The sequence below is a fragment of the Ralstonia edaphi genome, assembly GCF_958350185.1.
Taxonomy (GTDB): Bacteria; Pseudomonadota; Gammaproteobacteria; order Burkholderiales; family Burkholderiaceae; genus Ralstonia; species Ralstonia edaphi.
The window spans coordinates 1-13,382 of the sequence record NZ_CATWHI010000012.1; the positions used below are offsets into that span (position 1 = coordinate 1).

Annotated in this window: 12 protein-coding genes and 1 tRNA gene; 6 read left to right on the forward strand and 7 right to left on the reverse strand. The window is 64.1% G+C overall.

Features of this window, described 5'->3' with window-relative positions; all coding sequences use genetic code 11:
* The first annotated feature begins 277 nt into the window (after window positions 1-277).
* Window positions 278-1,189 carry an amino acid ABC transporter substrate-binding protein gene (locus tag R2669_RS24470; RefSeq protein WP_316888139.1) on the forward strand — a complete coding sequence of 304 codons (912 nt, stop codon included), beginning with the start codon at window positions 278-280 and terminating at the stop codon, window positions 1,187-1,189.
* Between the two features lie 60 nt (window positions 1,190-1,249).
* Here R2669_RS24470 and kdoO read toward each other — a convergent pair whose 3' ends face one another.
* Together kdoO and R2669_RS24480 are read right to left on the reverse strand one after the other, a co-directional pair.
* Window positions 1,250-2,224: a Kdo hydroxylase KdoO gene (kdoO, locus tag R2669_RS24475; RefSeq protein WP_316874203.1), complete on the reverse strand. Its 975-nt coding sequence runs from the start codon at window positions 2,222-2,224 to the stop codon at window positions 1,250-1,252.
* 132 nt (window positions 2,225-2,356) lie between these two features.
* Window positions 2,357-2,572 (reverse strand): hypothetical protein, encoded by a 216-nt coding sequence (locus R2669_RS24480; protein WP_316874202.1) that lies wholly within the window; start codon window positions 2,570-2,572, stop codon window positions 2,357-2,359.
* 312 nt (window positions 2,573-2,884) lie between these two features.
* On the opposite strand from R2669_RS24480, the gene R2669_RS24485 reads away from it, so the two are divergent.
* Window positions 2,885-2,959, forward strand: a tRNA-Arg gene (locus tag R2669_RS24485).
* 113 nt (window positions 2,960-3,072) lie between these two features.
* Here R2669_RS24485 and R2669_RS24490 read toward each other — a convergent pair.
* Window positions 3,073-3,261 (reverse strand): hypothetical protein, encoded by a 189-nt coding sequence (locus R2669_RS24490; RefSeq protein WP_147214240.1) that lies wholly within the window; start codon window positions 3,259-3,261, stop codon window positions 3,073-3,075.
* A gap of 494 nt (window positions 3,262-3,755) precedes the next feature.
* Between R2669_RS24490 and R2669_RS24495 the strand changes: the two genes are divergently transcribed.
* Window positions 3,756-5,621: a DEAD/DEAH box helicase gene (locus tag R2669_RS24495; protein WP_316888141.1), complete on the forward strand. Its 1,866-nt coding sequence runs from the start codon at window positions 3,756-3,758 to the stop codon at window positions 5,619-5,621.
* A gap of 139 nt (window positions 5,622-5,760) precedes the next feature.
* Here R2669_RS24495 and R2669_RS24500 read toward each other — a convergent pair whose 3' ends face one another.
* Entirely contained in the window at window positions 5,761-7,059 is a 1,299-nt protein-coding gene (locus R2669_RS24500) for an SUMF1/EgtB/PvdO family nonheme iron enzyme (protein WP_316888142.1), read from the reverse strand.
* A gap of 67 nt (window positions 7,060-7,126) precedes the next feature.
* On the reverse strand, window positions 7,127-8,173 hold the full coding sequence (gene egtD / locus R2669_RS24505; RefSeq protein WP_316889195.1) for an L-histidine N(alpha)-methyltransferase: 1,047 nt from the start codon (window positions 8,171-8,173) through the stop codon (window positions 7,127-7,129).
* Window positions 8,174-8,688: 515 nt separating this feature from the next.
* On the opposite strand from egtD, the gene R2669_RS24510 reads away from it, so the two are divergent.
* Window positions 8,689-9,381, forward strand: coding sequence for a TerC family protein (locus tag R2669_RS24510; RefSeq protein ID WP_147214147.1), 693 nt, complete (start codon window positions 8,689-8,691; stop codon window positions 9,379-9,381).
* On the opposite strand, the gene R2669_RS24515 is transcribed toward R2669_RS24510, so the two are convergent.
* Window positions 9,378-10,379, reverse strand: a complete 1,002-nt coding sequence (locus tag R2669_RS24515; RefSeq protein WP_316888144.1) for a threonine dehydratase — start codon at window positions 10,377-10,379, stop codon at window positions 9,378-9,380. The genes R2669_RS24510 and R2669_RS24515 overlap by 4 nt on opposite strands.
* 213 nt (window positions 10,380-10,592) lie before the next feature.
* Between R2669_RS24515 and R2669_RS24520 the strand changes: the two genes are divergently transcribed.
* A complete protein-coding gene (locus R2669_RS24520; RefSeq protein WP_147214145.1) occupies window positions 10,593-11,387 on the forward strand; it encodes a thymidylate synthase in 795 nt (264 codons plus the stop codon).
* A 4-nt stretch (window positions 11,388-11,391) separates the two neighbouring features.
* Window positions 11,392-11,895 carry a dihydrofolate reductase gene (locus R2669_RS24525; RefSeq protein ID WP_147214144.1) on the forward strand — a complete coding sequence of 168 codons (504 nt, stop codon included), beginning with the start codon at window positions 11,392-11,394 and terminating at the stop codon, window positions 11,893-11,895.
* Window positions 11,896-11,960: 65 nt separating this feature from the next.
* On the opposite strand, the gene pmbA is transcribed toward R2669_RS24525, so the two are convergent.
* A complete protein-coding gene (gene pmbA, locus R2669_RS24530) occupies window positions 11,961-13,334 on the reverse strand; it encodes a metalloprotease PmbA (RefSeq protein ID WP_316874197.1) in 1,374 nt (457 codons plus the stop codon).
* Window positions 13,335-13,382: the final 48 nt, after the last annotated feature.

Sequence of the window (13,382 nt, forward strand, 5' to 3'; positions counted from 1 at the left end):
CCCCCCCCCCCCCCCCCCCCCCCCCCCCCCCCCCCCCCCCCCCCCCCCCCCCCCCCCCCCCCCCCCCCCCCCCCCCCCCCCCCCCCCCACCACTGCAACGCACCCGCCACAGGCCAACTTTTAGAGGGCGAAATCCACTCTTGCAGCCTGCTTACAACACCCGAAAAGCGCAGGCCTGCAGGCTGCGACGCCGCGCCGTATCATGCGGCAGGCCCTCCGGTCACGAGCCGGGCATAACGATAACGTGGGCCACCGATTCTTTCCGGGGGATACAACCATGCCGTTCTTCAAGCGCGCGCTGCCGGCTGCAGCGCTGCTCTTCGCCTCGCTGTCCAGTTTCGTACCAGGCACTGCCCTGGCATCCTCCACGCCGGTGCTCGACCGCATCCGCGATACCGGCACGGTCCGCGTCGCCTATCGCGAAAGCTCCGTGCCCTTCTCGTTCTACGACGCCGATAAAAAGCCCGTCGGCTACGCCGTCGACCTGTGCCTGCGCGTGGTCGACAAGCTGCGCACCGACCTCAAGCGGCCCGACCTGAAAGTGCAATACGTGATGGTCACGCCGTCCACGCGGATGCCGGCCATCATGGAAGGCAAAGCCGACCTCGAATGCGGCTCGACCACAAACAACCGCGAACGCCGCGAGAAGGTGGCGTTCACGATCCCGCACTACATCGCGGGCATCCGCATGATCGTCAAGAGTTCGTCGGGCATTCGCCGGTGGGATGATCTGCGCGACAAGACCGTCGTCACCACCAAGGGCACCACGAGCGTGGCGGAACTGCGCAAGATGAACGACGTGCGCGTGCTCAACATGAAGTTTCTCGAAGCCAAGGACCACGCTGAATCCTTCGCGATGGTCGAAGCGGGCAAGGCCGACGCCTTTGCAATGGACGACGTGCTGCTCTATGGCTTCCGCGCCAACACCAAGACCCCGAGCGATTACGCCGTCGTCGGCGACATGCTGACGGTCGAGCCTTACGCGATCATGCTGAGCAAGGACGACGCCGAGTTCAAGCGGCTGGTCGATCGCGCGATGACGAACATCATCCTCGACTACGACGCCGAGAAGCTCTACAAGAAGTGGTTCCAGCAACCGATTCCGCCGCACAGTGCCAAGCTGGATATCCCGATGAGCTTTTTGCTGCGCGACTCGTTCAAGTATCCGAGCGACAAAGTCGCTGATTAAAGAGAACTGCGCGGAGCATCAGCGCCGCCGTCATGCATGGCGGCGTTTTTGTTTGTGCGGTCAGCGCTGGGCCGGCAGCATCGGCCTATTCAGGATGCGCGACAGGACAGCTTCGGGCGAATGGGTCCGATCGGCAACGGCCGCTGGGTCGAGATAAAACGTCTGCTCCATCATCGCGCGACCGCGCATCGCCGCATGCAGCGCCTGATCGCTGAAGACTACCCACGTCGCACCCGGCGCGAATTCGAACGTCTGCTGCGGCGCCGTGCGTTGATAGACCAGATCCGCTTTCGCGAGGTCATGCAGCTGCAGCATGCGGTGATCGTATTCGGAGCGCAGGCGCTTGGTGATATGCAGCTTGTGCATCAGCCACGATTGTCCCGGCAGCAGCCCTCGCGTTTTCGGCACAAACCGCTCGGCGAAGTCGGCAAACGGTTCGCCGATGCGCCAGACGCGCGGGGCATCCGGATCGACGTTGTGGAACACACGCAAGAGCCGCTGGCCATGCAGCGGGTTCGACGGAAATGCATCGACGTGCAGGCGCGTATCGTCCTTACGCCAGCTGACCGGGCGCCCCGCAATCTCGGCCGGCCGCAACGATGTCCCGGCTCGCTTCAAGTGCGGGCCATAGTCGGGAAACAACGCCAGCACCAGGCGCTCCGCTGCACCGGCGTAACGCTCGATCAGGGTAGCGAGATCGCGTAGGTCTGCAGGCTGCCCGACGGCGCCACGCACGCGCGTCTCGGTGGCCCGCAGGTTGATGTTCTTCGTCTTGCCGTCGGACCACCGTGCGTCGAGAAAACGCTGCTCTCGGACATCAAGTGGAAAGTCGAGCCCGGGAAAATGCAGCACATTGCCGCGTTCCAGCGCGGAACGCATGGCAGCGGCTTCATCAGACGTGACGGCAGGCGTCCAGTCGCGTACCGGACACGGCACAACCATGTCGATGGCGCGCGGCTCACCCAGGGATCGCTTTCCGGAGTAATGGTCGTGCGCCGACGGCGTGGCAGGCGCAAACCCTTGCATACTTCCCATGAACTTATCAATCGCTTACGTAAATATTTGCGAATGATAGTGCGCTGATCACGTCAGTGCATCGTCAGGAAACACAACACATCATGTCTTACGAGATGTGCACGAAGCCGCTCGCCAGCGCAGGAAGCGGAGTCAGAGAAAGTGTTTGACGACCTGCTCTTCCAGGCCGACAAAGCGCACGAGCTGGCGCGAGCCGTCAGGAAACTGCTTGATGACGTGGCCGTCGGGCGTATCGGTGTGACGGAAATAGATCGGTCGATCGATCGTGCCAGACCGATGCTTGGGAAGCAGGCTTTCCAGCGACGGCTCCACCGTCCACGGATCGTCCCGTTCTTCGGATGTCAGCATGTTGGTCGCCTAGGGGTTCTGAAAAGGGGTGATGAAGCATAACTTCCGTGAACAATCGTGCAAAGTTCGTAATACTTAAATCTGATTCTTTGACCGATCGTTCGTTCGCTTTAGCGTTTGCTTCGTCACAACTGCGTCTGAACTGTAGGCGGCTCCCCACAGAACCGGCGCCGTCATCACCGTTTCATGTGAGGCCTGTAACTGCTGGCCGAGGAGCGCCTTCCAGCCCCGTGCTTCACTGGTCTTGGCTCTGCAAATTGCGTAGAATCGCGGCTCGCTCGGGCGGCCGTTCACGTCACCCGGGGTCGGTCTCTCGCCGTAGCACAATGGATAGTGCACGCGCCTCCTAAGCGTGAGATACAGGTTCGATTCCTGTCGGCGGGACCAGCAGACGCGACAAAGCCAGGCAAGCAGCCTGGCTTTTGTTTTTCTTGCTCGCACAAAACGATAAGGCCCGCCACATGCGGGCGGGCCTATGGCTGCGGATGGCCCCGGGCCATCTAGGTCAGCACCGGCAGCGCTTCGAGCACGAGCAAGCCGATCAACACCCCGATAATCGTCAGCAGCACGCGGATCCCTACTCGCGCACCTCGGATCACCATTGGTGCAGACGCCAGTCCAATCACGCCCGCAACGCAAACAGCGAGCAACAGGTACAGGTTGGAGAAGGCCATCGGGAATTCCATCATCCGCCCCTTTCCGGCCGCGAGGGTGGCCGGTCTTTCGAGTATAGGCCGCACGTTCGATCCGGCAAGCGGCGGCACTGACACACGCGGCGCCAGCGGAATTTTTGCGCACTGCAAAAATTCGTGCTATAGTCCGTGGCTTGGCTGCTTACTGCCGTATTTTTCGGTCCGCGGTTGGCCGATGTGCTGGTTCCGACCAGCGCATCGTCCGAATCCCCGCCCGTTGCATGCATGCGCAGCCGATTGCCATTGTGCTTGGCATCGTCTCCGATCTCCCGCGTGGATTCACATCACGCCGAAGGGACCGCCGCCCCACCTCGCTGACCTGTTCAGCTTGAGGCCGGCCCACTCCCCCGCCTTGTCCGTTCTGCAGCCCGTCTGTCGAACCGGCCTTATCCGATTGGCGCCGACGCCCGTGATTAACCGGTCGCCGTATCCCATTTCCGTCGTCTGCATCCATTGATGTAGCGGCGCGGCAGCCTTACTACCTATTCGACATGACGCAGCCTCAAGACGGCAGCGGCGCTATTGCGCACGCTGAAACCATCAACACCAATACCGAAAACCTCATCGCCGAAGCCGCGACCCGTGCCAGCGCCTTTGCTGCACTGGGCCTGGACGACCGCATCGTCCGCGCGCTGGGTGAAGTGAACTACACCACACCGACGCCGGTGCAGGCCCAAGCCATTCCGGCCTGCCTGTCGGGCCGCGACCTGCTGGTCACGAGCCAGACCGGCTCGGGCAAGACCGCCGCGTTCATCCTGCCAGCCATCCAGCGCATCAGCGAGCAGCCTGAGCCGCAGCGTCCGCGCATGGACGGCCCGCCGCAACGCATGAAGGGTCGCCGCCCTCGCCCGGCGCCGGCCAAGCCGTCGCTGCTGGTGCTCACGCCCACGCGTGAACTGGCCCTGCAAGTGACCACCGCCACCGCACAATACGGCCGCCATCTGCGTCGCATCGTCTGCGCGAGCATCCTGGGCGGCATGCCGTACCCGAAGCAGCTCGACATGCTGGCACGCATGCCGGACATCATCATCGCTACGCCGGGCCGCCTGCTCGACCACATCGACTCGGGCCGCATCGACCTGTCGGCTCTGGACATGCTCGTGTTTGACGAAGCCGACCGCATGCTGGACATGGGCTTCTCGGATGACATCGAAGCCATCGTCGGCGCCACGCCAGCCACGCGTCAGATGCTGATGTTCTCGGCAACGATGGACCGCCGCATCGAGCAACTGGCCGAGCGCATGATGCGCGAGCCGCAGCGTATCGAAATCGCCGCTGCCAAGATCGACCAAAGCAACATCGAAGAGCGTCTGCACTTCACCGACGACATGTCGCACAAGCAGCAATTGCTGGATCACCTGCTGCGCGATGCATCGCTCAAGCAAGCCATCGTCTTCACGGCGACGAAGCGTGATGCCGATTCGCTGGCCGAACGCCTGACCGAGCACGGCTTCTCCGCCGGCGCCTTGCACGGTGACATGCACCAGGGCGCGCGTAACCGCACGCTGACGGCACTGCGCCGCGGCCAGTTGCGCGTGCTGGTGGCCACCGACGTGGCCGCCCGCGGCATCGACGTGCCGGACATCACGCACGTGGTCAACTTCGACCTGCCCAAGCAAGCCGAAGACTACGTGCACCGCATCGGCCGTACGGGCCGTGCCGGCCGCAGCGGTATCGCCATCAACCTGGTGAACCACAACGACACGTTCCAATGGCGCCGCATCGAGCGCTTCGTTGATCGCCGCATCGACGCCTCCGTGGTGGAAGGCCTGGAGCCGAAGCGCTCGCCCAAGCCGCGTACCGGCGGCCCGCGTGCTGGTGGCGACCGTGGCGGCTACCGTGGAAACGGTGGCAATGGCGGCGGTTATCGCGGCCAGCGCGAAGGCTACGGCGCACGCCAGGCTGGCAATGGCGGCAACAGCGAAGGCCGTTTCCAGCGCAGCTTCGGCGGCGACCGCGACGGCTTTGCTCCGCGCCGCGACGATCGCAACGGTAACGGCGGCGGCTACCAAGGTGGCCAACGTGAATGGAACCGCGACGACCGCGCTCCGCGTCAGTCGTACGGCCAAGGCCAGCAAAACCGTGGCGATTGGCAACAGCGCCCCGCCCGTACGCAAGACGGCAGCCGTGGCTACGGCAACAGCACCGGCGGCAACGCTGGCGGTTATGGCAATCGTGACGGCAACCGCGACAGCTACGGCAACCGTGAAGGCGCCCCGCGTCGCTTCGGCGACAACAACGGCGGCAGCCGCTTCGGCGACGGTGGCAACGGCGCGCAGCGTCGCAGCTACGGCAACCGCGACGGCAACCGCGACAGCTACGGCAGCAAGGGCCGTTCGCGCGACTTCGATCGTTGATCGATGACGGGCCACTCTTCGGGATGGTCTGAGCAGCAGCCAACAAAAACCCCACGTCTAACAGCGTGGGGTTTTTTGTTTGGGCGGCAACTTTGATGCGTTGCCGTTCGACTTACCGGTTCTGTCCAACAAGCTTCCGTCAAAGCGCACAGCTTCGGAAACCAACAAAGACGTCATCGCGCTCCGGCAGCAAGAAGCCCCGGAAACGCGGATGACGCGCGCGCTGCGGCGTATGTGCGGCGGCACCGCGCACCGTCTGCATCGTTTGGAAGTGCGGCGCCGACAGGCTCGCCACACGGCCGCGCGGCATGCCAGGCACGAAATCCGGATACGGCTCGAACGGCGATGACGTCCACTCCCAGACCTGCCCCCAATGGAAACCGGCGCGCCCCTGCACCGCAGCCATCTCCCATTCGTCTTCCGTCGGTAAGCGACGGCCCGCCCAGCGGCACCACGCCTGCGCTTCATACAGGCTCACATGGCGGACGGCTTCATCCCGGTTGATCGTGCGCGCCTGACCGTAGCGCAGTGCCTGCCAGGTGCGCGTGGCGGGATCCCGCTGCCAGCCTTGGGGCGCCGAACGCTCTTGCATCATCAGCCACTCCATGCCGGCAGGCGACCACCATTGCGGATGGTCGTAACCACGGTCTTCGATGAACTCCAGGTATTGGCCATTCGTGACGGGCTGCGCATCGATTTCGAACGCGGGCACATAAGTGCGATACGGCGGACATTCGTTGTCGAAGAAGAATCCGTCGGCGTCGGGCCAGCCCATCTGGAAGCGGCCACCAGGCAACGACAATGTCTGCGCAGCCGGCACAGCCACGGCGGCCAGCGGCGGTTGCCCGGCGGGTTGCAGGCCCAGCACCTGCAGCAGGCCGTGCAGATGCTCGGCGCGCAGGTCTTCGTGAAAAACCGCCCAGCGAAACGGCTCCAGCGCCGCATCGTCGTCAGTGCCGAGCGTGGCGAGCTTACGTAGCACGCGGTCGAGCACGTCGTGCGCGTACTGCTTGATCGCCGAGATGCCCGGCAGCGTCAGTTCCCAGCAGGCCTCCGGCGGCATGCGGTCCATGTCGAAGAACGTATCGGCACCATCGAGCGCGGCCGGCAGCGTGGCTTGCCAACGCGCCAGATCCCACTCGGTGCCGGCGCCGTCTTCAATGGTGTCGCTGCCGTTGCGACGCGGCTCGCGCAGGCACCAGAATTCAGCAAACCAGGCGAGCTGGCCCAGCGTCCACAGCGGCGGGGCGTGATGCTCCACGCGTTCAATCTGCCAGCCGCGCTGCGTGTCGCCAAACGCGGACAACAAGGCCAGCGTGCGATTGCGCGCATCGACCAGGCTGTGCGCGATGCCCTGGCGCGGCAGGCGCCGGCCGTCGGTCCAGTCGGGAAGCGATCCGATGAAGGTCGGATCAGGAAGCATGAAGAATTCAGCCATCGCGGCACACCTCGGGCGGGAATCGATCCATTATCGCACCGGCCCGCATGGTGTTCTGCCGCCGGGCCTAGCGGCCTACGCTCGCGTGGCAGACGGCAAAGTCGCCGCTGACATCGGTCCAGGCATGCAGGTCTTCGAAGCCGGCGTCGGCAAACATCGCTTGCAGGCTCGGCAGGTCGTATTTGACCGAGTTCTCGGTGTGCATGCGTTCACCCGCCGCGAAGGCGCGCGCGTGCTTGCCCCACCGCACCGTGACGTCGCGACGCGCTTCCAGATGCATCTCAACGCGGTGCGCCTCTGCGCGGTACAGCGCGACATGGCGCCAATCCCGCACGTCGAAATTCGCACCCAGGAGGCGATTCAGGTTGCGCAGCACGTTCAGGTTGAAGGCTGCCGTCACGCCGAGCGGATCGTCGTAAGCGGCTTCGAGCCGTTGCGCGTCTTTGATGAGGTCAATGCCGATCAGCACGCTGTCGCCGGGTGCCGAAGCTTCGTGCAGGCGCGACAGAAATGCCCCCGCCTCTTCCGGCGTGAAGTTGCCCAGGCTCGAACCGGGGTAAAACCACACGCGGCGCCCGTCGCCGACGGCATCGGGCAGCACCAGCGGCGCACACAGATCGGCGCCAATGCCGACCATCGGCAATTGCGGATGCTGACGCGCAAGCCCACGCAGCGTATCGCGGAGGAAATCTGCCGAGATATCGATCGCCACATACCGCGACGGTGCCAGCGTGCGGAACAGGCGCGCGGCCTTTTCGCAGTTGCCGGCGCCCAGGTCGATCAATGTGGCACCGCGGCCCACACGCAGCGCGATCTCGGCCGCATGCAAGCTGAAAATGGCCGCTTCGGTGCGCGTCGGGTAGTACTCGGGCAGATCGGTAATCGCTTCGAACAGACGCGAACCAAGGGCGTCGTAGAAGAACTTCGGGCTGATGCTGGCTGCCGGTGCGAGTAAGCCGGCTTCGGCCTCGGCACGCAGTGCGGCGTCGTCTTCCGTAAAGAGCTGGTAGAAGGTCAAGCCTGCGCCGACGGCGTCGACCGTGGGCTGCGGCTGGATCAGTCGAGCCAGCGCGCGGCGGGCATAGGCATCGGCGGACGGCTTGGTGGCCTGCATGGTGTCTCCCGTTGTGGGTGGAACGGCGCGGTGCTGCATGGTCATGAGGGCTGTCGACAGCGAGAAATGTGCCATGGCGCCTATGCCATCACCGCAGGCCCGTGGCGCGCGGATGAAATTGCAGCGTAGACGCCGCTTTGTGTCAGCGCCACCGTTCTTTCGCCGGAGGCGGCCACAACGCACCATCTCGCCGTTCGTAAAAATCACCCACGCCGCTGAAAAAACCGCGCATAGCGCGCCCGCATGCCATGTTGCGTTTTTGCAGCGCACAATCGGCCTGCTGCGATATAATGCGGACTTCCTCAAAGGGGAGTAGCTCGGGGGTTCTTCAGCCCCAGGCACGATCGTCATGACGAAGCGCACGCTTCCGGTCGTGCCGGCACCAGCAGGTTCCCAACCTGTGCGTGTCGAGCAAGACCTTTGCAACCGGATTTCATGGTCTGCAAAGCGTCTCGCCCCAGCACTCCATGCAGTTCGGTCAACCGATTTTTATTGTTGTTTGACTTGGAGCCACCATGGAATGGTTGTCTGACATTTTCACCATGCAGTTTGCTGCCGCGCTGGCATCGATCATCGTGATCGACCTTGTGCTGGCGGGCGATAACGCCATCCTCATCGCGCTGGCGGCGCGCAACCTGCCGCCCGAGCTGCAGAAGAAAGCCATCTTGTGGGGCGCTGCGGGCGCCATCGTTGTGCGTGCACTGATGACGCTGGCGGTGGTGTGGCTGCTGAAGATTCCTGGCCTGATGCTCGTCGGCGGTCTGGCGCTGGTGTGGATTGCATGGAAGCTTCTGGCTGACGACGGCCAGGGCGGCGACGAACACGGCGCGGGCAGCACCACGCTGATGGGCGCCATGAAGACCATCATCATCGCCGATGCGGTGATGGGCATCGACAACGTGCTTGCCATTGCCGGCGCATCGCACGGCAGTTTCCTTCTGGTGGTGCTGGGTCTGCTGATCAGCGTGCCCGTCGTGGTATGGGGTAGCGGCGTGGTACTGCGTCTGATCGAACGCTTCCCGATCATCATCTATGGCGGCGCGGCAGTGCTGGCTTATACGGCCGCGCACATGATCGTTGCCGAACCGGTCCTCAAGGCGTTCTTTGCTGCGCAGCCGCCGCTGAAGTGGGCCGTGTATGTGGTGGTGTTCCTGGTCGTGCTGGGCGGCGGTTGGCTGGTGCAACGTCGCCGCCAGCAACCCGCCTAAGCCAGGATCGGCTGACCGGCGAGGACTCGCGCCAGCTTGGCGCGATCGATGTTGCCGCCGGTCAGCGGGAGGCCGACGCGCTGGCCGGCAATCTGCTCGCGCTGCTGCCATGCGCCCGCCAGGGCCGCGGCGGCAGCGCCCTCGGCCACGTTGTGCGTGGTGGAAAAATACAGGCGAATGGCCTCCCCCACTTCGTCATCCGTCACCGCAATGACTTCTTCGACACCGGCGCGGATCACCTCAAGGGCGTTCGCATCCGGGGTGCGGCACGCCAGCCCGTCGGCCAGCAGCGTCGACACTGGCGCCGACACCGCCGTACCGCTTTTGAACGACTGCTCGTAGCATCGCGCATGTGCCGACACCACGCCGACAATGCGTGTCGACAGCCCCAACGCATCGCGCGCCCGCACCGCGGCACAAATCCCGGAACCCATGCCGATGGGCACATAGACCACATCCAGCGGCGTGGCCTCGAAGAACTCCAGCCAGTAGCTTGCTACGCCGACGACCAAGTCCGGGTGATACGAGGAGACAAAGTGCAAACCGCGTTCAGCGGCCAGTTGATCGGCCGCCTCGCGGCTGGCCTGGAAATCATCGCCCGCTTCGATCAGCTCTGCGCCGAGTGCGCGCATGGCGGCGTTCTTCTCCACGCTATTGCCATGCGGCACAACGATGGTGACAGCGACACCGTTGCGACGCGCCGCCCATGCAATCGACTGACCATGATTGCCACGCGTGGCGGCAATCACACCGCGCACCTGGGGCTCGCGTTGGCGCAGAGCATGCAGATAGGTCAGCCCGCCCCGAAGCTTGAACGCGCCCACTTCCGTGTGGTTCTCATGCTTCACCCACACCTCGGCCCCCATGGCTTGGGAGAGCAACGGCCAGCAGTATTGCGCGGTCGGCGGAATCACCGCATGGACGATGCTGGCCGCTGCGCGCAGATGGCGCAATTCGGCGGCCCGGTCCAGCGACGCAGAGGTAGCAGTGAGCGACATGGTTTCTCCAGCTGACAGTTGACGTGATAAGGCCATCTTGCCCGCCCCGCGTGTCTGGCAACATCGACAATTCCGCGCATTGTCAGCCCAGCCGTTCTGGTCATCTGAACGGGCCAGTTTGCGGACACTACCGGTACAGTCGACGCCGGGCCGCTCACGTTACAATGCGGCTCACCCGATTTCCGACGCCCCGCCTCTTCGCCCCGCGCTCGCATGAAGCCTTATCTCGACCTGATGCGCCATGTCTACGAACATGGCACCGACAAAGCCGACCGCACCGGCACCGGCACGCGCTCCGTGTTCGGCTACCAGATGCGCTTCAACCTGCAGGACGGCTTTCCGCTGGTGACCACCAAGAAGGTGCACATCAAGTCCATCGTCTATGAACTGCTGTGGTTCCTCCAGGGTTCGACCAACGTGCGCTGGCTGCAAGACAACGGCGTGACCATCTGGGACGAATGGGCCGACGCCGATGGCGAGCTGGGCCCCGTCTACGGCTCGCAATGGCGCTCGTGGCCGACGCCCAACGGCGAACACATCGACCAGATCGCCGAGCTGATCGCCCAGATCAAGCGCAACCCCGATTCGCGCCGGCTGATCGTCTCGGCCTGGAACGTGGCGGACATCCCGCGCATGAAGCTGCCCCCTTGCCACGCGTTCTTCCAGTTCTACGTGGCCGACGGCAAGCTGTCATGCCAGCTCTACCAGCGCAGCGCCGACATCTTCCTCGGCGTGCCGTTCAACATTGCGAGCTACGCGCTGCTGGTGCACATGGTTGCGCAGCAGACCGGCCTCGATGTGGGCGATTTCGTCTGGACCGGCGGCGACTGCCACCTCTACAACAACCACTTTGAACAGGTGGAGACGCAACTCGCGCGCGAACCGCTGCCGCTGCCGAAACTGATCATCAAGCGCAAGCCCGAGAGCATCTTCGATTATCAGTACGAAGACTTTGAGATCGTCGGCTACCAGAGCCATCCCGCGATCAAAGCACCGGTGGCCGTGTAAACGTATGACCATCCTGACGCTCATCGTCGCGCGCGCCCGCAATGGCGTGATCGGCCGCGACAACACCCTGCCCTGGCGCCTGCCGGAAGATCTCGCGCACTTCAAGCGCACGACCATGGGCGCGCCCATCGTGATGGGCCGCAAGACGTACGATTCGATCGGCCGTCCGCTGCCGGGCCGGCGCAACATTGTCGTCACGCGCAATGCCAAGCTTGAGTTGCCGGGCTGCGAGATCGCGTATTCGATGGAAGACGCGCAGCGTCTGTGTGTGGGCGCTGAGCAAATTTTCCTGATCGGTGGCGCCCAACTGTATGCGGATGCCCTCCCGAGCGCGGACCGCCTGATCGTCACGGAGATCGACGCCGATTTCGAGGGCGACGCGCACTTCCCCGCGCCCGACCCGAAGCTTTGGCACGAGGTGGCGCGCGAGACGCACCACGCGGCAGCGCCCAACGATTTCGACTACGCGTTCGTTACGTACGAACGCCCGCCATCGAACGAGCAGTAACCGGCGGCAGGCAATAAAAAAACGCGCTCAATTTCGAGCGCGTTTTTCATGTCCGCTAGGGCGATTTATTCGCCGGCAATCGTCATCTGTTCGATGAGGATCGAGCCCGTTTCCTTCGTACCGCGCACCAGCGCATCCGCGCCGATGGCGACGATCTGGCGGAACATCTCGCCCAGATTGCCGGCAATCGTGATCTCCTCCACCGGATACTGGATCACGCCGTTCTCGACCCAATAGCCCGACGCACCGCGCGAATAGTCGCCCGTCACGTAGTTCACGCCCTGGCCCATCAGTTCGGTCACCAGCAGGCCGGTACCCATACGGCGCAGCATGCCGGCAAAGTCATCCTGGGGCGTCGTCTTGTCGGAGAACAGCGTCAGGTTGTGCGAGCCGCCCGCGTTGCCGGTGGTCTGCATGCCGAGCTTGCGCGCGGAATACGTCGACAGGAAATAGCCTTCCACCACGCCGTTCTTCACCACATCGCGGCGCTGCGTGCGGACGCCTTCCTCGTCGAAGGGCGCGCTGCCCATCCCGTTGAGGACATGCGGGTCTTCCTTGATCTGCACATGCGGTGCGAAGACTTCCTTGCCCAGCGTATCGAGCAGGAACGTCGACTTGCGGTACAACGCGCCACCCGACACTGCCTGCACGAACGCACCCAGCAAGCCCGCCGCGAGCGGCGCCTCGAACAACACCGGGCACTTGCGGGTGGTCAGTCGGCGCGCGCCCAGACGTGCCAGCGCGCGTTCGGCGGCGTACTTGCCGATCGCTTCCGGTGCGGCCAGATCGTCCGGCGAGCGCTTCGAAGAGTACCAATCGTCGCGCTGCATATGCGCGCCCGAACCGGCGATCGGCGCGGCCGAAATGAAGTGACGCGAATATGGGTAGCCGCCCATGAAACCGCGCGACGTGGCCAGCACGAAGTGCGAATGCTGCGCCGAGATGCTCGAGCCGTCGCTGTTGCGGATTTTCGGGCTCACGGCAAAGGCAGCGGCTTCCGCGGCGCGTGCGATTTCCACAGCGGCCTCGGCATCGATCATCCATGGGTGATACAGCTGCAGGTCTTGCGGGTGCTTCTCCAGCAGTTCTTCTTCTGCCAGGCCGGCGCAGTCATCGTCGGCGGTGAAGCGCGCGATGTTGTAGGCGGCCTCGACGGTGGATCGCAATGCCGCCGGCGAAAAGTCCGACGTGCTGGCGTTGCCGCGCTTCTTGCCCAGCATGACGGTCACGCCGACGATCTTGTCGCGGTTCTGCTCGATGGTCTCGATCTCGCCCTTGCGCACCGTGACCGACAGGCCCTGGCCTTCGGAGATTTCCGTCGCGGCATCGGTGGCGCCGAGTTCGCGTGCAATGCGCAGCACATCGGTGGCCATCTCTTCGAGCTGTTCGCGGCGGTAGGCAAACACTGGGGCGGTCTTGGAATCGAGCGTTTGAGACATAGGCAATGGAGGGGAGAAACGGGTGCCGCGATTTTGCCAAAAGCGGGC

What these genes read in the sequence shown, in the direction of transcription:
- R2669_RS24520 (WP_147214145.1), top strand. Translation starts at nt 10,593, where the DNA reads ATGAAGCCTTATCTCGACCTGATGCGCCATGTCTACGAACATGGCACC.
- R2669_RS24470 (WP_316888139.1), top strand. Translation starts at nt 278, where the DNA reads ATGCCGTTCTTCAAGCGCGCGCTGCCGGCTGCAGCGCTGCTCTTCGCC.
- R2669_RS24495 (WP_316888141.1), top strand. Translation starts at nt 3,756, where the DNA reads ATGACGCAGCCTCAAGACGGCAGCGGCGCTATTGCGCACGCTGAAACC.
- pmbA (WP_316874197.1), bottom strand. Translation starts at nt 13,334, where the DNA reads ATGTCTCAAACGCTCGATTCCAAGACCGCCCCAGTGTTTGCCTACCGC.
- R2669_RS24480 (WP_316874202.1), bottom strand. Translation starts at nt 2,572, where the DNA reads ATGCTGACATCCGAAGAACGGGACGATCCGTGGACGGTGGAGCCGTCG.
- R2669_RS24525 (WP_147214144.1), top strand. Translation starts at nt 11,392, where the DNA reads ATGACCATCCTGACGCTCATCGTCGCGCGCGCCCGCAATGGCGTGATC.
- R2669_RS24490 (WP_147214240.1), bottom strand. Translation starts at nt 3,261, where the DNA reads ATGATGGAATTCCCGATGGCCTTCTCCAACCTGTACCTGTTGCTCGCT.
- egtD (WP_316889195.1), bottom strand. Translation starts at nt 8,173, where the DNA reads ATGCAGGCCACCAAGCCGTCCGCCGATGCCTATGCCCGCCGCGCGCTG.
- R2669_RS24510 (WP_147214147.1), top strand. Translation starts at nt 8,689, where the DNA reads ATGGAATGGTTGTCTGACATTTTCACCATGCAGTTTGCTGCCGCGCTG.
- R2669_RS24500 (WP_316888142.1), bottom strand. Translation starts at nt 7,059, where the DNA reads ATGGCTGAATTCTTCATGCTTCCTGATCCGACCTTCATCGGATCGCTT.
- R2669_RS24515 (WP_316888144.1), bottom strand. Translation starts at nt 10,379, where the DNA reads ATGTCGCTCACTGCTACCTCTGCGTCGCTGGACCGGGCCGCCGAATTG.
- kdoO (WP_316874203.1), bottom strand. Translation starts at nt 2,224, where the DNA reads ATGGGAAGTATGCAAGGGTTTGCGCCTGCCACGCCGTCGGCGCACGAC.